Annotated in this window: 18 protein-coding genes and 1 other RNA gene; 13 read left to right on the top strand and 6 right to left on the bottom strand. The window is 48.0% G+C overall.

The genetic code is table 11. The features are described 5' to 3' along the window. Nucleotides 1-38 precede the first annotated feature (38 nt). Nucleotides 39-302, bottom strand: coding sequence for a 30S ribosomal protein S20 (rpsT, locus tag METMA_RS0106240; RefSeq protein WP_020158215.1), 264 nt, complete (start codon nt 300-302; stop codon nt 39-41). Between the two features lie 101 nt (nt 303-403). Between rpsT and murJ the strand changes: the two genes are divergently transcribed. The 4 genes from murJ (at nt 404) to lspA (ending at nt 6,326) form a co-directional block, all read left to right on the top strand. After that, nucleotides 404-1,957 (top strand): murein biosynthesis integral membrane protein MurJ, encoded by a 1,554-nt coding sequence (murJ, locus tag METMA_RS0106235; protein WP_198014470.1) that lies wholly within the window; start codon nt 404-406, stop codon nt 1,955-1,957. 114 nt (nt 1,958-2,071) lie between these two features. Next, nucleotides 2,072-3,013, top strand: coding sequence for a bifunctional riboflavin kinase/FAD synthetase (gene ribF, locus METMA_RS0106230; RefSeq protein ID WP_027147085.1), 942 nt, complete (start codon nt 2,072-2,074; stop codon nt 3,011-3,013). Continuing rightward, nucleotides 3,010-5,841 carry an isoleucine--tRNA ligase gene (ileS, locus tag METMA_RS0106225; RefSeq protein WP_020158212.1) on the top strand — a complete coding sequence of 944 codons (2,832 nt, stop codon included), beginning with the start codon at nt 3,010-3,012 and terminating at the stop codon, nt 5,839-5,841. Before ribF ends, ileS begins: the two co-directional genes overlap by 4 nt. A gap of 5 nt (nt 5,842-5,846) precedes the next feature. Beyond that, nucleotides 5,847-6,326, top strand: coding sequence for a signal peptidase II (gene lspA / locus METMA_RS0106220; protein WP_020158211.1), 480 nt, complete (start codon nt 5,847-5,849; stop codon nt 6,324-6,326). A gap of 22 nt (nt 6,327-6,348) precedes the next feature. Here lspA and ampD read toward each other — a convergent pair whose 3' ends face one another. Continuing rightward, nucleotides 6,349-6,894 carry a 1,6-anhydro-N-acetylmuramyl-L-alanine amidase AmpD gene (ampD, locus tag METMA_RS0106215; RefSeq protein WP_020158210.1) on the bottom strand — a complete coding sequence of 182 codons (546 nt, stop codon included), beginning with the start codon at nt 6,892-6,894 and terminating at the stop codon, nt 6,349-6,351. Between the two features lie 135 nt (nt 6,895-7,029). Between ampD and METMA_RS0106210 the strand changes: the two genes are divergently transcribed. From METMA_RS0106210 to METMA_RS0106200, 3 genes are read left to right on the top strand one after another with little or no spacing between them, the layout of a single operon-like run. Then, nucleotides 7,030-9,108, top strand: a complete 2,079-nt coding sequence (locus METMA_RS0106210) for a DUF1631 family protein (RefSeq protein WP_084254091.1) — start codon at nt 7,030-7,032, stop codon at nt 9,106-9,108. Beyond that, nucleotides 9,105-9,944, top strand: coding sequence for a carboxylating nicotinate-nucleotide diphosphorylase (gene nadC / locus METMA_RS0106205; protein WP_020158208.1), 840 nt, complete (start codon nt 9,105-9,107; stop codon nt 9,942-9,944). Before METMA_RS0106210 ends, nadC begins: the two co-directional genes overlap by 4 nt. Continuing rightward, on the top strand, nt 9,937-10,422 hold the full coding sequence (locus tag METMA_RS0106200; RefSeq protein ID WP_020158207.1) for a flavin reductase family protein: 486 nt from the start codon (nt 9,937-9,939) through the stop codon (nt 10,420-10,422). Before nadC ends, METMA_RS0106200 begins: the two co-directional genes overlap by 8 nt. 36 nt (nt 10,423-10,458) lie before the next feature. On the opposite strand, the gene METMA_RS0106195 is transcribed toward METMA_RS0106200, so the two are convergent. From METMA_RS0106195 to METMA_RS24075, 4 genes are read right to left on the bottom strand one after another with little or no spacing between them, the layout of a single operon-like run. Beyond that, on the bottom strand, nt 10,459-11,019 hold the full coding sequence (locus METMA_RS0106195) for a BON domain-containing protein (protein ID WP_020158206.1): 561 nt from the start codon (nt 11,017-11,019) through the stop codon (nt 10,459-10,461). 4 nt (nt 11,020-11,023) lie between these two features. Beyond that, complete coding sequence (locus METMA_RS0106190) at nt 11,024-11,611, bottom strand: phosphoheptose isomerase (protein ID WP_020158205.1); 588 nt, start codon at nt 11,609-11,611, stop codon at nt 11,024-11,026. A gap of 13 nt (nt 11,612-11,624) precedes the next feature. Further along, nucleotides 11,625-11,987 carry a YraN family protein gene (locus METMA_RS0106185; protein ID WP_020158204.1) on the bottom strand — a complete coding sequence of 121 codons (363 nt, stop codon included), beginning with the start codon at nt 11,985-11,987 and terminating at the stop codon, nt 11,625-11,627. Next, nucleotides 11,977-13,800 (bottom strand): penicillin-binding protein activator, encoded by a 1,824-nt coding sequence (locus tag METMA_RS24075; protein WP_020158203.1) that lies wholly within the window; start codon nt 13,798-13,800, stop codon nt 11,977-11,979. Before METMA_RS24075 ends, METMA_RS0106185 begins: the two co-directional genes overlap by 11 nt. Before the next feature lie 106 nt (nt 13,801-13,906). Here METMA_RS24075 and rsmI point away from each other — a divergent pair, with 106 nt between their 5' ends. The 6 genes from rsmI to METMA_RS0106155 all read left to right on the top strand — a co-directional run bounded on the left by rsmI (nt 13,907) and on the right by METMA_RS0106155 (nt 18,972). Then, complete coding sequence (rsmI, locus tag METMA_RS0106175; protein ID WP_027147083.1) at nt 13,907-14,752, top strand: 16S rRNA (cytidine(1402)-2'-O)-methyltransferase; 846 nt, start codon at nt 13,907-13,909, stop codon at nt 14,750-14,752. Between the two features lie 77 nt (nt 14,753-14,829). Then, an RNA gene (gene rnpB, locus METMA_RS26060) (RNase P RNA component class A) lies at nt 14,830-15,179 on the top strand. A 381-nt stretch (nt 15,180-15,560) separates the two neighbouring features. Next, nucleotides 15,561-16,028: a division/cell wall cluster transcriptional repressor MraZ gene (mraZ, locus tag METMA_RS0106170; RefSeq protein WP_020158201.1), complete on the top strand. Its 468-nt coding sequence runs from the start codon at nt 15,561-15,563 to the stop codon at nt 16,026-16,028. After that, nucleotides 15,991-16,971 carry a 16S rRNA (cytosine(1402)-N(4))-methyltransferase RsmH gene (rsmH, locus tag METMA_RS0106165; RefSeq protein WP_020158200.1) on the top strand — a complete coding sequence of 327 codons (981 nt, stop codon included), beginning with the start codon at nt 15,991-15,993 and terminating at the stop codon, nt 16,969-16,971. The genes mraZ and rsmH overlap by 38 nt, the downstream gene beginning before the upstream one ends. Continuing rightward, nucleotides 16,972-17,244, top strand: coding sequence for a cell division protein FtsL (gene ftsL / locus METMA_RS0106160; protein ID WP_027147081.1), 273 nt, complete (start codon nt 16,972-16,974; stop codon nt 17,242-17,244). Next, nucleotides 17,245-18,972, top strand: coding sequence for a peptidoglycan D,D-transpeptidase FtsI family protein (locus tag METMA_RS0106155; protein WP_020158198.1), 1,728 nt, complete (start codon nt 17,245-17,247; stop codon nt 18,970-18,972). Nucleotides 18,973-18,975: the final 3 nt, after the last annotated feature.

Genomic DNA, 18,975 nt, shown 5'->3' with positions numbered 1-18,975 from the left:
GGAGTTGCGGCCTTTTTAGGTAAGACTAAAGCTTGGGGTTAAGCGATAGATTTTACTTTTGAATTCAGTCTGCTTTTGCTGCGTGCGGCTTTATTTTTATGAATAAGGCCTTTGTTTACTGCTGAATCGATAATGGGCACGGCAGTGTTATAGGCGGCTTGCGCTTTTTCCTTATCGCCGGCGTTAACCGCGGCAATGACTTTTTTTACGAATGTGCGTAAATTGCTGCGTTGTCCTGCGTTGCGAATACGGCTTTTTTCCGCTTGTCGCGCACGCTTTTTAGCTTGTGCTGTATTAGCCATAATTTCTCGATTCTTGCTATGTGAGTTAATAAGACCGCATATTATCTTTTTAAATGTTATTATTGTCAAATTTTTAGCGCAGCAAATAATAAGGAGAGATATTGAGCAGGCAGCTTTTTAAATCAACTGCCATAGTCGGCAGTATGACCCTGACTTCACGCTTGCTGGGATTTGTTCGGGATATGCTGATAGCGAGGCTTTTTGGTGTCGATTTGGCAACCGATGCGTTCTTTGTCGCATTTAAGATCCCCAATTTTTTGCGCCGCCTGTTTACCGAAGGAGCTTTCGCGCAAGCTTTTGTGCCTGTGCTGGCGGACTGCAAGGCCCATGGCAGTCAGGCGGCGCTAAAACAATTTGTCGACAGAACGGCTGGAACCCTGACGCTGGTTTTAATGCTGATCACGATTCTCGGCATGATCGTCGCGCCTGTGCTTATTACCTTGTTCGCCCCAGGGTTTATATGGAAAGGGACTCAGTATGAATTGGCAGTGCAAATGCTACGAATTACTTTTCCGTATTTGTTTTTTATCTCGTCAGTGGCGTTTGCTGGAGGTATCTTAAACGCGCATGGCAAGTTCGCCATTCCGGCCCTGACGCCGGCCTTGCTGAATATCAGTATGATTGCCGCTGCCATATGGCTGGCGCCATTAATGGCCGAGCCAGTGGTTGCATTGGCCTGGGGCGTCTTTATAGCGGGCATTGTGCAGGTGTTGTTTCAGATACCGGCCTTAATGCAGTTAGGCTTGGTTCCGCGATTAAGACTCGATTTTAATGATGCCGATGTCAAACGCATGATGGGACTCATGCTTCCGGCGATTTTGGCGGTTTCGGTCACCCAGATCAATTTGCTGCTGGATACGCTGATGGCATCGTTTCTACCCGCCGGCAGCGTCTCCTGGCTGTATTATTCGGATCGTCTGGTGGAGTTTCCGCTGGGCATTTTCGGGATTGCACTGGCAACAGTCATTTTGCCGAGCTTATCCAGGAATCATGCGGCTCAGGATGCGAAAGCATTTTCAAATTCACTGGATTGGGGGCTGCGCCTGGTTTTATTGATTGGCATGCCGGCTACGATTGGGTTACTGGTGCTGGCCGAGCCTATCTTGTCGACGCTGTTTCAGTATAAGGAATTCGGTGCTGACGATGTGCATTTGGCCGGACAGAGCCTCATGGCTTATTCGCTCGGGTTATTGGGATTTATCCTGATTAAAGTGCTGGCGCCTGGTTTCACATCGCGACAAGAAATGAAGACGCCGGTTCGATATGGGTTATATGCCATTGTCGCCAATATTGTTTTAAATGTAGTATTGATGCTTTCCATGGCGCATGCGGGTTTGGCTTTGGCGACCTCGTTAAGCGCTTTTTTAAATGCATATTTGCTGCTTGGCAAATTGCTGAAGGAAAAGGTCTATCAACCGGCACCGGGCTGGTCATTGCTTTTTCTGAGAATTTTGTTGGCAAGTGGCGTAATGGCGGCCGGGCTGTATTATTTTGTCGATGCCGGTCGATGGACGCAGTGGAGCGTGCTGGATCGAACCGTTAATCTGTTGATGTGGGTTGTCATCGGCTGTGTTGCTTATGCGCTGGTATTAGCGTTAACCGGCTTAAGGATCAAACATTTAGCCAATGAACATGGCGGTAACGTACTTGAATAGAAACTTGACGAATTTATAAGTTTTACAGGCGATTCATTCGCTGCGCCCGACTTATGTTTTGGGCTCAAGCGAAATTACACGTGATAGAATAAAGAATTTTGATTTGTCATATTCATGCGTTTAATTAGAGGTTTATCCCATTTAGAACCGTTTGAAAATGGTTGTGTTCTGACTATCGGGAATTTTGACGGTTTGCATTTGGGCCATAGAGCCGTGATCAATAAGCTGGCTGCGCGGGGCAGGGATCTAGGTCTGCCGGTTGTTGTGATGATTTTTGAGCCGCAGCCGCTGGAATACTTTCTGGGAAAAAACGCCCCATCCAGGTTGATGCGTTTGCGGGAGAAAGTGATGCAGTTTTTAACGCTGCCCGTTGATGATTTACTGATATTGCGATTTAATCAATACCTTGCCAATTGGGATGCCGAACAGTTTGTTGTCGACATCTTAATAAAGAAACTGAATGTCAGGCATCTGGTCGTCGGGGATGATTTTCATTTCGGCAAGGCCCGTCGCGGTAATTTTGCCATGCTTAAGGAAAAAGGCGAGGCGTTCGGTTTTCAAGTCGAAGACACGGGGTCGTACCAGTTGGATGGCTTACGCGTCAGCAGCACGCTGATCAGGGATGCATTGGGCGTCGGTGACCTGGACGAGGCCGAGAGATTGCTGGGGCGGTGTTATTCCGTTTGCGGACGGGTCGCACATGGTGACCAGCGGGGAAGAACTATGGGTTATCCAACGGCCAATATACGCATGTTTAGAAAAAACACTCCGGTTGTCGGCGTCTATGCCGTTACCATGACCGGCATAGACGACCGGGAGTTCGAAGGGGTTGCGAATGTTGGGACCCGGCCTACGTTCGATGGTGGCTCAAAAGTGATACTGGAAACGCATTTGTTTGATTTTGATAAGGAAATCTACGGGCGTTACGTGGAAGTGCATTTCAAGCGAAAGATCAGGGATGAAATATGCTTCCGCTCATTGGAAGAACTTAAGGCTCAGATCGTAAAAGATGTGGCTGATACTAAAAAGATTTTTGCGGATTTAAAAAACGTATGACGATGGATTATAAAAAAACACTCAATTTACCTAAAACCGCTTTCCCGATGAAGGCCAATCTGGCGCAGCGCGAGCCGGAACGTTTAAAAAAATGGAATGAAGCCAGCCTGTATCGCAAAATCAGGGCGCAATTTGCCGGTCGCCCCAAGTTTATTTTGCATGACGGCCCCCCTTATGCCAATGGCGAGATTCATATCGGTCATGCCGTCAATAAAGTTCTGAAAGATATTATTATCAAATCGAAAACACTGAGCGGTTTTGATGCGCCTTACGTGCCGGGTTGGGATTGTCATGGGCTGCCGATTGAATTGATGGTGGAAAAGAAAGTCGGCAAGGCGGGAGTTAAAGTGTCTCCGGCTGTGTTCCGCAAGGCTTGCCGCGAGTATGCGGGCAAGCAGGTCAATATTCAAAAAGAGGCTTTCGTCAGGCTCGGCATTTTAGGCGATTGGGATAAGCCGTATTTAACGATGGATTATGCCTTTGAAGCCGACATCGTGCGCTCATTGGGAAAAATCAGCACGAAAGGCCATTTGAGCAAAGGCGCCAAGCCTGTGCACTGGTGCACCGATTGCGGATCGGCGCTGGCTGAAGCGGAAGTCGAGTATGAAGACAAGCATTCGCCGGCCATCGATGTACGTTTTCAGGTCATTGATGAAGGCGCGTTTATGGAGCGCTGTCATCACGTTCCCGAGCATGAAGGCGCCGGTCCTTTATCGGTTGTCATCTGGACCACGACGCCGTGGACACTGCCGGCCAACCAGGGAGTCGCCTTAAATCCGGAGCTCGAATATGCCGTGGTTCAGTGTGAGAAGGACGGCCAAAATGAGCGTCTGGTTATCGCCGAAGTTCTGCTTAAGGATGCGATGCTGCGCTATGACATCGAAAACTATCACGTGATTGCCTACTGCAAAGGCGCGGCACTGGAAAACCAATTGCTGCAACATCCTTTCTACGCTCGCCAGGTGCCGATTGTCCTCGGTGACCATGTTACGACCGACGCCGGTACGGGCGCCGTCCACACCGCGCCGGGGCATGGTCAGGACGATTATGTCGTGGGTCTGAAATACGGCTTGCCGGTCGATAATCCGGTCGGCAATAACGGTGTTTTTCTGCCTAATACAGAATTGTTTGCCGGCGAGCATGTCTTCAGTGCCAATGATCATGTGCTGACTGTGCTCGAAGAAAAAGGCAGATTGGTGCATCAGGAAGCCATTCTGCACAGTTATCCGCATTGCTGGCGCCATAAAACGCCGATTATCTTCCGGGCTACGCCGCAATGGTTTATCTCGATGGATAAAAACGGGCTGCGGGAGCAGGCGCTTAATGAAGTCAAGCGGGTTGCCTGGATTCCGGAATGGGGGCAGGCACGTATTGAAAGCATGATGGAAAACCGCCCTGACTGGTGCATTTCCCGTCAGCGTACCTGGGGCGTGCCGATCGCCTTTTTTGTCCATAAGGAAACCGGCGAACTGCATCCGCGCGCACCGGATCTGATCGAGCAAGTAGCCCAGCGCATCGAACAAAAAGGCATAGAAGCCTGGTTTGAACTGGAGAAGGAAGAATTGCTGGGCGAGGAAGCGGCGCTATACGAAAAGATGACCGATACATTGGATGTCTGGTTCGATTCCGGCGTCACGCATGCCTGTGTTCTCAATAAGCGTGAACAGTTGAGGTTTCCGGCCGATTTGTATCTGGAAGGTTCCGATCAGCATCGCGGCTGGTTTCAGTCATCCTTGCTGGCCTCGACAGCCATGAATGACGTCGCGCCCTACAAAGCCGTTTTGACGCACGGCTTCACCGTGGATGCGGAAGGTAAAAAGATGTCCAAATCCAGAGGCAACGTGGTCGCGCCTCAGTCGGTCATGAAAGAGTTGGGCGCCGATGTCCTGCGCTTGTGGGTGGCATCGACCGATTATCGCGGCGAAATGTCCGTGTCCGATGAAATCCTTAACCGGACCTCGGACGGTTACCGGCGCTTGAGAAATACGGCCCGGTTTCTGCTGTCGAATCTGGACGGTTTCGAGCCGGCCCAACATCTGGTCGAGGCAAAGGATCTGCTGGCGCTGGACCGCTGGGTCGTGGACAGGGCCTATGCGCTACAGGAAGAAGTCAAAGCCGCTTACGAAAGCTATCAGTTTCAATCTATTTATCAGAAAGTACATCATTTTTGCGTGATCGATCTGGGCGGTTTTTATCTGGATATCATTAAGGACCGTCAATATACGGCCAAGGAAGATTGCCTGGCCAGGCGTTCGGCCCAGACGGCGATGTATCACGTACTGGAAGCTCTGGTACGCTGGCTGGCGCCGATCATCAGCTACACGGCTGATGAAATATGGGATTATATGCCCGGTGAGCGCAGCGAATCGGTATTCATGGAAACCTGGTACCCAGGATTGTTTAAGCTGGACGATGATGCATTGATGAGCCGTGAATTCTGGCAGAAAATCATGACAGTTCGGACCGCAGTCAGCAAGGAATTGGAGAAAAGTCGAGCTCGGGGAGAGATTGGCGCTTCGCTGAATGCCGAGATCGAGCTGTATTGTGATGCAGATTATTTCGAGGCTTTAAACCGCCTGGGCGATGAATTGCATTTTGTCTTTATCACATCGAATGCTTCGGTCCTGACTAATCAGGCTTGTCCTGATGATACCATTCAAACCGAAATTGACGGTGTCAAGTTAAAAGTTCTTGTATCCGGATACAAAAAATGCGTGCGTTGCTGGCATCAGCGCCATGACGTGGGGGAGCATGGCGACCATCCCGAACTGTGCGGCCGTTGTGTTGAAAACGTAGCCGGTTCCGGCGAGAATCGGCAATTTGCGTGAGTACTATGTTGAAGTGGTTATGGTTGTCTTTATTGGCAATAATTCTGGATCAGGGCAGCAAGATTGCCGTGGATAGTTCGATGCAGCTTTACGAGTCCATTCCTGTCATGCCCGGTTTTAATCTGACTTATGTGCATAATACCGGTGCCGCTTTCAGCTTCCTGAGCGAAGCGGGCGGTTGGCAGCGCTGGTTTTTTGCCGGACTGGCTCTGGTGATCAGTGTGGGCATCACGATTTGGCTGGCCAGGCTGAAAAAACATGAGACAATGCTGGCCGTTGCGCTGGCGCTGGTTTTGGGCGGCGCAGTCGGCAATTTAATTGACCGGCTGTTGTATGGTTATGTTATCGATTTTCTCGATGTGTATTATCAGTCCTGGCATTGGCCGGCATTTAATATTGCCGATTCCGCCATTACGCTGGGCGTGGTCCTGATGCTGGCTGAATCGTTCGGTTTCGGGCATCCCAAGCAAGTCGGTCATGCCTAGAAAGCCCGGCATCATTGAACTATCAGGCTTGTAATAAACTGAACAGTTTTTGCCAATCAAACGAGGCGCCCGGATCGGTTTTTCGTCCGGGCGCAATATCACTATGTCCTGTAATGCGGTCCGACGATAATTGAGGATACGCTTCGAATAACAGGCGGATTACCGCTGCGAGTTGCAGATATTGCTCCTCCGTATACGCAAGCCGTTCGGTTCCTTCAAGTTCTATGCCGATCGAAAAATCATTACACCGCTCCCGTCCTTGGTACTCGGATTTCCCAGCGTGCCAGGCACGCTTGTCAAAAGGCACATATTGAACGATTTCACCTGTTCGTCTAATCAATAAATGCGAAGATACTGTCAGTTGACAAATATCTTTAAAATAAGGGTGCTTGTCCGGGGGGAGTTGATTGCAAAAGAACTGGTCGATATAGGGCGTACCAAATTCACTCGGCGGCAGGCTGATGCAGTGTATAACCAATAAGGAAATATCGGCAGGCTCGGTTCTTTCGTCAAAGTTTGGCGAGGGAATCCGGATAATGTCGGTCAGCCAGTGGCAGTCTATTTTCATAGGACTAATCGGAAAAAGAAAAAAGCGGAAGTGGATCACAGTTTTCACAGTGGAAAGGCTTATTATTTATCAAAATCATAGTTCAGGTATAGTCTTTGATTGACAAGGACTGGCAATTTATTTAAGGGAAAACGCATGGCAATGAACATACGGCAACAGATAGGCATGGGGAGCAGCGCGTCAAATAATGTCGAAGTCCTAGCTAGATTCAAGTCGGCTTTTTATCACTACTTCGAGCAATTGGTTGATGATTGCTGCATGCGAATTGATCTTGAGTTCGGTCTGCAGTCGAATAAAGATCGCGAGAAAGCGAATTATAAAGAACATCTGGAGCATATACATTCGGTACGCAGAAAAATTAAGCAAAATTATTTGCTTAAAGTAGGAGAGGCTTTTCATGTTAGTCATCGAAAGACTTTAAATAATCCGGACCAGAAAATAAATGTGGCCACGGCTTCACTGGCAAACGATGCCTTGGTAGAGGAAAACCATGCGGTCGCTACGATTATCCAGGGCTGTGAGCACGCTTTTCATGACCAATTGCACCATCTGAACAGGCAAATCTCAATGCAGATGGGAAAACAGGCCTTTTCCGACCGCCATAATCCTGTTTCACCGCGACGCCTGGTTCATGCTTTGATTGAGGTCATCAAGCCCTTGAAATTAAATACGAAGTTTCGAATCATCGTTTATAGATCCTTTGAAGATTATGTATTCAGTCAGCTGGGTTTCATTTACAGTGAGTTGACTAAGCAACTGGAAGCGGAAAGCGCGGCGCTATCATATGATGTAAGCGAAATCAAGGAGGCGTCTGAACCGACTATCGCAAATAGTGAATCGATCAGTCAAGAATTTCAAGCGTTACAAAAAAAACTGGATCAATGGCGTTTGGTGAGGACTCCTTCAGTTTACGATTTAATTCCAAAGCCCGAGAATGATGTCACTTATGATACATTTGAAATAGTTCATGCATTGGAAATTCTCAGCCAGTTTTATGCATTTGATCATGCCGACAGTGGGCACGAGAAGCCATTGAAATGGCGAGTTATTAAAAAACTCGAAGAGCTGAATTTCAGCGGTTATCTTAAGAGTTTGGCCAAATGCGATGAAGATATACTCGATTTGGTGAGTTTGATTTTTAAGGAAATTAGCAGCGATAACTCACTAACAGACACTGTAAAATCCATCCTGCTACGATTGGAAATGCCCATGGCCGCGGTTACGCTAGGGCAGTATAGTGTTTTTATCGACTCAGACAACCCCATCAGGCGATTACTGAATGATTTATTTATAGCCGGACTGTTTTTAAATCAGACTGACCATGGTGACCGCTTAATTTACGAGCGTATTGTCGGCGTTGTAAAAACAATGACTAAGGAAGGAGGGTTTGAGCAACCCAACTGGGAACATGAGGCTAGCGAATTTGCCCGTTACCTGGAAAAACATAAGCAGCGGGTTCAGATTCTTGAGGACCGTTCCCGGCAGTTAATGCAAAATAAAGAATCGCTGGAAATGAGCAAAAAAGCCGTAACCAAGGCTATAGATGACAGCGTGCGGGGAAAGGCCGTGCCGGCGGTCATTGACGAGTTTCTGCGTGATGTCTGGCAGCATGTTTTGCTGGTTGATCACGTCCGCAGAAATGAAGAGCCTAAACTTTGGGAAAAATCGGTACGGGTGATGGAAGAACTGACCGTCAGCGTACTGCCGCCGGCGGATGAAAGTGCAAAAAAACAGATATTAAAATTTTTGCCTGGCATGATCAAGGAGTTGAGAAGCGGCTTGGATCGTATTTCATATGATAAAAACGCGCAGTCACGTTTCTTTAAGGATCTTGCCGTGCGGCACATTATCCTAATGGATAAGAAAGACAAGGCGACAGAGAACAATAGTGTTAATAAAGTTAGCCCGGCTGTGGAGCAGAGCAAGGATATTGAGCGCGAAGCCATTATGGATAAACATGCCGAACAGGTGAATAATATGGCCGAGCATACTTGGGTGGCCTTCGAATCGGAGACGATCCCACAATGGGGAAAGCTGATATGGAAAAGCGTGGAAACGGAAAACATGCTGTTTGTCGGCAAGAATGGCGCAAAAGTGCTGGAAATTAAGGTTCAGGAGTTGGCTGAAAAATTTAGACAAGGGCGCGCAGCTATTGTAACCTTGGGCGATGAATCCATCGTAGAGCGAGCGCTCTCAGTATTAAACAACTTATGATAGAACAATCAAAAATTGCAGAAATAAAACGTTTTCTTGCTGAAGATATCGGCTCTGGAGATGTAACGGCAGAAATTATTCCAGAAACCATGCATGCCGAAGCCGAGGTTATTACACGGGAAACCATGGTTCTTTGTGGCCGGGATTGGTTTGATGCGGTCTTTATGCAGTTAAACGCCAACATTAGCATTAACTGGCTGGTGGATGAAGGTGAGACAGTCAACAAAGATACGCTCCTTTGCAGACTCAGCGGTCCAGCCAGAAGCCTGCTAACCGGAGAGCGTACCGCCTTAAATTTATTGCAGCTTTTATCGGCTACGGCAACTGTCTCTCGGCAGTATGCGGAGGCTGTCGCTGGCACTGGTTGTAAAGTGCTGGATACCCGTAAAACCATTCCAGGGCTCAGGAAGGCGCAAAAATACGCGGTAGCCTGTGGCGGTTGCTATAACCATAGGATCGGCTTGTATGATGGCGTGTTAATCAAGGAAAATCATATTATTGCGGCCGGCTCCATTGCCAGGGCTATTGAGGCGGCGCGAGCAAAGTCGTCGGTTCCAGTCGAAGTAGAGGTCGAATCCATGCAGGAATTGGAGCAGGCTATCTCGGCAAAGCCCGATCGCATCATGCTGGACAATTTTACTCTTGAAGACATGCAGGCCGCGGTAAAGCTGAATGTCGGCGCCATAGAACTGGAGGCTTCGGGTAACATCGACCTGAACAATATCCGTTCGATTGCCGAAACGGGCGTCGATTATATTTCTATCGGGGCATTGACTAAAAATGTCCGAGCCGTTGATTTGTCGATGCGTATAAAACTGGTGGCGGAGCGTGATTGAAAATCCCGACAGTTTGTTTAAGCTGATCAGCCATGGGATTTATGTCATAGGCGTCAGTGACGGTATTCATCAAAATGCCTTTACTGCCGCTTGGGTCATGCAGGCCTCTTTTGATCCGTTGTTGCTGGCATTGAGTATTAATCCCCAGCACTACTCTTATAAATTGCTGCAAGCGGGCGGTATTTGTACCGTTAATGTCCTGGGGCAACACCAACAGGCCATTGCCGAGCATTTTGGCCGTCCCGGGCTCAGAGATAAGATGGCCGGTTTCCAATGGCAGATAAGCCAAACAGGCGCGCCGATATTATCCGAAAGTCTTGCGTATTTCGACTGTGAAGTCAGTCATTATGCCGACGCTGGCGATCATAAAATCGCAATCTGTACAGTCACTGACGCGGCAATGCTCAACCTGGGGTTGCCATTATTGTATGTTCAGACCGGGGATATGGACGGCAGCAGCGAATTGTATGCGAAATAGCACTCATTGAGGCTTGTAGCGCGCATTAGCGCGGGCTCAGTCGAGATATTCATACTTCGTGACGATTTTCCTTACTCCGGCAGTTCTTCTGGCGGCTTCTATAGCCGCCGCCCCTTCATTTTTGTGCACCAGTCCCATCAGATAAACCACGCCGTTTTCAGTGATTACTTTTATTTCAGTGCCATTAAATCCGGGAATGGTATTGATGCCAGCCAGTTCTGTTTTCAAGCTATCGGTGATTAATGCATCATTGGCACGCGATTCTTCTGCACTGGGCTCTGCGATAAGCAAGGCGTTATGCACCTGTTTTATGTCAGAGATAGTGCGGACTATGGAAATGATTTTATTGCGCAAGCGGGGGGTGGGCGCTTCGCCTGTAACCAAGGCTATTCCGTTATATGCCGCCACATTCACATGGCAATCATTTTCTATCTCATCATCCGCTTTTAATTTACGGGACGCATCGGATTCTATGCGCTTATCGGTCAATACAGCATTGCCGTGGCGACGCTCATTGACCGTTTTTCCGGTTATTGCGCAACCGTTTATTGACTGGCTGATTACGATCAGAAGGGGCAATAATAGATGGTTTCTCATGGGCTTAGCCGCCAAAAAGCTGATGGTCAATCAGGTCGCACATGCAATGCGTGATCAGTAAATGCACTTCCTGTATGCGTGCGATTGAGCTTGATGGTACGCGAATTTCTATATCGGTTTCATTCAATAACGGTGCAATCATTCCGCCATCATGACCGGTCAAGGCGATAACCGAGATATCTTTATCGTGCGCGGTAGTAATGGCTTTGGCGAGATTGGCCGCATTACTGTCGTCGGTATACGCCATTAAGATATCGCCGCTTTGTCCGAGCGCCCGGATCTGTTTCGCAAAAATATCATCGAAATGGTAGTCATTGGCTATGGCCGTGAGAGTTGCTGTGTCTGTAGTCAAGGCAATGGCCGGCAATGAGGGGCGTTCGCGTTCAAACTGGTTGAGCATGGCCGAGGACAGAAACTGGGCATTGGCTGCCGAGCCGCCGTTACCGCAGGATAATATCTTTTTGTCATTCAGTAAGGTGGCGACCAAACGTTGTGAGGCGAATTCGATCAGTTCGCAAAGGCTGACCATGGCATCCTGCTTGGTCTGGATGCTGTCAGAAAAATGATTGATGATGCGATCTTGCAGGCTCATGGAAGTTTTAAATTTAAAAGGCGTTTTGTATCCAATCTATAGTACCGTTGCCGGAAATAGCGACAACGTCAAAACGGATAGGTCTGTCTGTTTTATTGGATGATAAATAAAGGTGTGTTGCCGCTATTATACGAGATTGTTTCTTATGTGTAACGCTCTCAAGCGCGCTGCCGTATTTGTCGGTTTTTCGAAATCTGACTTCAATGATAACCAGTGTTTCCTTATCAAGCATGATCAAATCGAGTTCGCCCTGTTTGCAGCGGAAATTACGGCAAACCGGTTTGAGACCTTTAGTAAGCAGAAAATTATGAGCCTGTTCTTCGGCATTTTCGCCGCGGGTCAGGTGGGACGCTTTCGCTTTGAGTTTAGTCAGCATATTCAATTATCGGTAGCGCTTCCTGTGTTGGCCGGTCTTCATGCGTGAAGGAAGTATTGGGTGAATTTTTGGAGATATCGATTATTTCAGGCCGGCCTTCTGTAAATCTGGCGCAAACCAGTTCACGTTTGATACGGCCGTCAAACATCAGCGATAAGGTTCCGGTGGCGCCGGTATACGGTATAACATCGATTTTATCCAATTGAGCAATCAAATTGTAGGCATCGATACCCATGGCAATCAGGCGCAAATAAGAGTTGGGAAATTGTCTCCAGATATCTTGCAGGGCACTCATGCTGAGCTTGCCTTGGTCGGAGTCAAGCAGCCAGGGTGTATCGCAAAACGTTATTTTATTGAGGTCCTGGTCCAGCGATGGATTTGGTTGGCCGGTATAAATAGCCGGCAGCGCATAAACAGGCAGGTTGGCGGCTTGATAATAATGCAGTTGGGGATTGATCAGGCGTGCTTCATTACCATAAGCGCTTAACAGAATCACATCCGCATCCTGGCGTCTTCGAGGCGTGAACTTTACCGACGGTATCAGTTGGCGAAGCCTGTTGTAACGGTTTTCGCTTTCATCGAAATTGAGCAGTTTCTTAATGGCTGAGGAGAAATCGGTGTCCTTACGGTTGTAGGTTTGCGATTCGAGAATCGAGTGATCGAACTCCTGCCAGTATTCCGTAAAATAATCGGCAATACGTTTCCCCTGAGTGGATTCCGGTAGCAGCAATAACGCTTTTTGATGGCCATCATGCAAGGCTTTGCGGGTGATTTGGTCGACATCATCCATAGGGCTCAGGCTGAACTGATAGAGATTATTTTTTTGCAAACCTTCGATATGGTTTAAAGCCAGCACGGGTATATCGAATACAACTGAATCGGCAAGACTTTGAATGCGGTCTTTACGAAGCGGACCGATGATCAATTCAGCTCCGTCTGAGACCGCTTGATTATACAAAGCGACTGCGGTTGAGTATTCGGTATCGTAAAAGCGGATGGCGGGTTTTGCAGCGTTGCTGTCCTGATGGGTATAGGCCGCCATAATGCCGGCGCGGATGGCTTTGGAGGCTTGAGCGAAAGGTCCTGATTCAGGCAGCAAAACGGCAATCGACCCCGGATGATTGGTCATGTTGTCCGCCATATTTTTCAGTAAGTAAGAGTTAGCCGGGTGGCCTGGAAAAGTTTCGCGCCATTTGGCTAATTCGAGATCAAAACTGACGGGGTCGCGCTCTTTCAGTTTCAACAGGCCGGCCAGGGATAGCCAGCCGGCCAGCACATCCGTTGCCGTATGCGATTGGTCGTTCAGCGCTGATTCGGGCATCAGGCTTAATGTTTCAAGAATAGTGGCCTGGTTTTCGTCGCGCTCGTCGGGAGAGCTTAATAGCTTGCTCAGCTCAATTCTGGATCTGACGCTGTTCAGCAGGTGGCCAGTTAATGAAAATGCAAAGGCCTGTGATTGAAAATATTTGATTTTATTATCCGGGCTTAGCTGCTGGGCTTGGATCAATTCCAGTCTGTTTAGGGCCTGTTCAGCCTCTCCAGCGCTAAGCATAATCTGAGCATAAAACAGATTCAGTTGATCGCGCTGTTGGGCGGACATGGTGGCCGGATCAAGGGTTTCGGCGAACTTTTGTGCTGCATTATTATTGCCGGCTTGAATCAAGGCCGCGATAGCCTGCAATTGAAGCTGGATTTGTTCGGGAGGCAATTTTTGGGCGGGCTGCTGATACAATGGCGGCGCCGGATTGATCAGGGGGTCTTGTATAATGGGAACGGTTTGTCCTTGAAATCGATCGCTATTAACAGATTGCATGGCGCAACCGGAAAAAATCGGAAAGGCCGGAAGCAAGGTACATAACAACAGCGGCTTATATTGTAGCCGAATCTTAAAATTAGAAGTTTTCAAGTGAGAATGTCCAATGTCAAGTCCATGCGGCAAATTATATGTTGTTGCTACTCCAATAGGTAATTTAGCAGATATTAGCTTCAGAGCGGTGGAAATATTAAAACAAGTCGATTTGATTGCCGCGGAAGACACCCGGCATGTCAGAATGTTGCTGCAGCACTATGGTATCAGCAATAAAGTGGTTTCATTACATCAGCATAATGAAGAAACGGTTTCTGTAGGCTTACTGGAAAAACTGAAGATGGGGCGGTCTATTGCACTGGTTTCAGATGCCGGTACGCCCTTGCTAAGTGATCCAGGCATGCCGCTGGTGCGCATGGTGAAAGATGCGGGACTGGATGTCTCGCCCGTGCCGGGCGCTTGTGCGTTGATTGCTGCATTATCGGCGGCAGGATTACCGGTTACGCGGTTTTCTTTCGAAGGCTTTTTGCCTCGGACTTCATCGGCGAGGCAGACGTTTTTTCGTGAAAAGCTGATGTGCCCGATCACTTGGGTATTCTATGAATCCAGTCATCGGATTCTGGCAACGCTAAGGGATATGGTTGAAGTGTTGCCGCTGGATCGTCAGATAGTCATTGCCAGAGAATTAACCAAGCTGCACGAAACCATTGTAAAAACCAATTTGGGCAGTGCGCTGGAATTAGTCGAGAGCGACGACAATATGAGAAAAGGCGAGTTTGTCGTGATTGTCGATGGTGCGATTATCGATAAAAATGAACAGGTTATAACCCAGGAGCAGCGCAAAGTACTGAGTGTGCTATTGCGTGAATGTTCTATTAAAACGGCGGTTGCCATGGCTGTAGAAATTACCGGTGTAAGGAAGAAACTGTTATACCAAGCGGCCTTGGATATGCAATAAGTAAAAACGCTTAGCCTGAACGTTAATATAACGCGTCAAGACGCTTGTTTAATAAATGTGATAGACTATGCATTGAAAGAGTCGGCTGAGCAGTCGCTGTTTTATCGTCAAGATAAGATGGAGGAAAGTCCGGGCTCCATTGGGCAGGGTGCCAGGTAACGCCTGGGGGGCGTAAGCCTACGGAAAGTGCCGCAGAAAATATACCGCCAGTCCTTTGGATTGGTAAGGGTGAAAAGGTGCGGTAAGAGCGCACCGCGCAACTGGTAACAGGAGTGGCAGGGTAAACCCCACCCGGAGCAAGATCAAATAGAGGAACAGACGCGTGGCCCGCGCGGTTCCTGGGTAGATTGCTTGAGCTGCAGGGTGACTTGCAGCCTAGATGAATGACTGTTCTAGACAGAACCCGGCTTACAGGCCGGCTCTTTCTTTCGTTTGCGCTTTAAAAAATACCCTCGAGGCGCAATCCAATAAACATTTTTGAAGTTAGAGTTGTCTGAAAATGTTCGGTAAATATTGCCGCAATTCCTTCCTCCTTATTCCTTTCTTTATTGGTAAAGTCTGCTGGTTTTAAGACGCTTTTCCTTAAAGTACTACTGCCATAATATCAATTAACTTTCTGATAAAGCATAAGATTTATTTCAAGGGGTTTTATGCGCTTCAACCTGTGCTTTAAGGTTACGTAAGTCATTGTCAAAAAAGAAAGATTAGAAATGAAATCGTCCTTGACTCAGGCAGGTTTGAAATCTATAGTGAATTATAGTGGCGAAAAGTGGAAAAAAATGGTTTTTTGGGGAATTTGAGGTAAATCTTGTTTCGCGGTATCAGCTCAATCAATCTTGATGACAAAGGGCGTTTCGCTATTCCAACGCGTTATCGCGAGGAATTGCAGGAGTGCTGCGAGCGTCAAATGGTTGTGACGGTTGCCGTGGATGAGCGGTGTGTTGGAGAAAGCGGTTGTTTGTGGCTTTATCCTCTACCTGAATGGGAAAAACTCGAACAGACAATCAGTAAATTGCCTACCTTGAATAAGATGGCAGGCAAGTTAAGGCGTTTCGTTATCGGCAATGCTTCTGAATGCGAAATGGATGGGCAGGGGCGATTGCTGCTGCCGGAAAAACTCAGAAAATTTGCGCAAATGGAAAAGAAAATTGTTCTGGTTGGTCAGCTTAATAAGTTTGAAATCTGGAATGAAGAGGCATGGACGGCAAAAGAAAATGAATGGCTTAATGGCGATGATAATGAAGGATTGGAAGATCTCGGATCTTTATCCTTTTAAGACGGGAGATTTGTTAGTGATACATTTGCCCGTTATGTTTGCAGAAGCCCTGCAGCAGTTAGCGGTAAAAAAAGAAGGCATCTATCTGGATTGTACATTCGGTCGAGGAGGCCACAGTCGAGGGATTCTGGATCAGTTAGGGCCATCTGGACGGTTGCTGGCTTTCGATCGTGATGCCGATGCAATTAATTCCGGTTATGCACAAGAAATGCTTAAGGATGAGCGTTTTAAATTAATACATAATTGTTTTTCGGAACTGGAAAATATAGTGGCCAGGGAAGGGCTGACCGGATGCATTGATGGGATTTTGATCGATCTGGGCGTGTCGTCTCCTCAGCTGGACAATCCTGAGCGAGGGTTTAGTTTTTTGCGTGACGGACTGTTGGACATGCGCATGGATGGTAATGCCGGCGTATCGGCGGCGCAGTGGCTGGCTACTGTTGATGAGCAGGCGCTTGTTAAGGTTCTGTTTGAATATGGTGAAGAGCGCTTTGCCCGACGCATAGCCCGTGCGGTTGTCGAAAGAAGAGTTCAAGCGCCTATCGCAACAACTCGACAATTGGCTGAATTGATTGAAGAGGTCGTGCCGGTTAGAGAGAAACACAAGCACCCGGCAACACGGACTTTTCAAGCGATACGCATTGAAATCAACAGGGAACTGGAGGAATTAAAAAATGTGTTACAGCAGTCGGCCCGAGTCCTGAAACCGGGCGGCCGGTTGGTTGTCATTTCTTTTCATTCCTTGGAAGACAGGATCGTAAAGCGTTTTATCAGGGATGAGTCAGGGGCCAGATACAATCCGGGCAAGCTACCTATCAAGGAGATTGATATTGATAAGGGCTTTTTTAAAAAAATAAGTAAGGCAATAAAAGCCAGTAAGCAAGAGCTTGCCCAAAACCCAAGGGCACGAAGCGCGGTAATGCGGGTGGCAGAGAGAATTTAAGTGGCGACAGATCGAATTTTGGTTGTGGGAGCACTGCTGATGGTGCTTCTGATATCGGCACTGGCAGTGATTTACAGCAAATACTATTCGCGGCTGATTTTTATCGAGATCCAGAAACAGGAAAGGGCTTTGGATCAGTATGAAGTGGAGTGGGGGCAGTTGCAATTGGAACTGACTACTTTAACGGAACAGAATCGGGTTGAACTGGTAGCACGGGAGCAATTGAAACTGGTTATGCCCTTACGGGAAAAAATTATTTATATAAAACCGTAAATGATAGATTTTCAAGGCGAAAAGAAAGCAAGTCCGCAAGCCGAGGATTTTTCCGGCAGAAGGAGATTCGTCATGATTTTCATGATGAGTTGCATGGCGATATTGGTTGGGCGCGCGGTCGATTTACAGGTATTGAATAAGCAGTTTCTGAAGGATCAGGGCGATATGAGACAAGTGGATGACGTGTCGGTGTCCGCTTATAGAGGCATGATTAAAGATAGGAATGGAGAGCCGCTGGCTATCAGTACCCCGGTGCAATCTATTTGGGTGAATCCCCGAGAGCTTAAATCAGCTCCGAAAGACCGAGTCAGGCAAATGGAAAAACTGCTGGGCCTGTCGGATGGGAAAATCACTGGGCTGCTTAAAGAGGATAGCAACCGGCAATTTGCTTATATCGCTCGGCGGGTTAATCCAGGGTATGCCGATCAGGTAAAAGAATTAAAGTTGCCTGGTGTTTTTTTTGAGCGCGAGTTTAAGCGGTTTTACCCTACGGGCGGAGTGTCGGCACATTTAGTCGGGTTTACCAATGTGGATGATATCGGGCAGGAAGGGCTTGAGGCAGGGTATGAAAAAGTCTTGAAAGGTATTCCGGGCAGTAAACGGGTTATCAGAGATGGGCGGCGCCGTATTATTGACGATATTGAAAGTATTAAAGAGCCTGTTTCAGGGAAAAATCTCGATTTAAGTATTGATCAGCGCATCCAGTATTTGGCGTATCGGGAATTGCAGCTGGCCGTTGAAAAACATAAGGCCAAGTCAGGCACTTTAGTGGTGTTGGATGCAAAAAACGGAGAAGTTCTGGCGGCAGTGAGTCAGCCGTCTTTTAATCCGAATACCCGAAAAAATTTAAAAGAAAGTTTATACAGGAACCGGGCGATGATGGACGTATTTGAGCCGGGGTCGACGGTCAAGCCCTTTGTGGTCGCGGCGGCTTTAGATGGCGGGTATGTTCATCCAGGCGAGGTTTTTGAAACCAATGGCATGCTTCGGGTCGGGCGCCGCCTGGTCAGGGATGTACATAATTACGGCACAATGACTTTGACAGAAGTGCTGAAGAAGTCCAGCAATGTGGCCGTCAGCCAGATGGCATTGAAAATGCCGCCCAAATATTTTTGGGGGCTGTACGACAAGCTTGGATTTGGAAAAGTGACGGGTGCCGGTTTTCCTGGCGAAGTCAGCGGAAGTTTGCTTGATTATGATAAATGGCATGTTTTTGAGCAGGCGACCCTGTCATTCGGCTACGGTTTGAATGTGACTGCCTTGCAATTGGCTAGAGCCTATACGGCTTTGGCCGATGACGGCATTCTGCATTCGGTTAGCCTGTTGAAGCGGGACGAAGATGAGGATATGCGCCGGGTGTTTTCAACCAAGACGGCCAGGCGTGTCAGGATGATGATGGAAAGCGTGATTATGAAAGACGGCACAGCCTATGAAGCCCGAGTCGATGGTTACAGAGTCGCAGGTAAAACCGGAACGGCTAAAAAGGCCGGCCCCGGTGGCTATCTCGATAAAACCTATCAGGCTGTTTTTGCAGGCATGGCGCCAGCCAGCGATCCACGGCTGGTTATTGTGGTCATGATTGACGAACCTTCCGCGGGCCAATACTACGGCGGTGTGGTTTCCGCTCCCGTGTTTTCCAAAGTCATGGCTGGCGCATTAAGAGTGCTGGGTGTTGCGCCCGATAAGGAAGATACCATGCCGATATTGCTGACGCAGAAACCATCATAACAA

Source organism: Methylobacter marinus A45 (assembly GCF_000383855.1).
GTDB classification, from domain to species: domain Bacteria; phylum Pseudomonadota; class Gammaproteobacteria; order Methylococcales; family Methylomonadaceae; genus Methylobacter; species Methylobacter marinus.
Note: the sequence above shows the minus strand (reverse complement) of the source record. Positions and strands in the feature narration are given on the sequence as shown.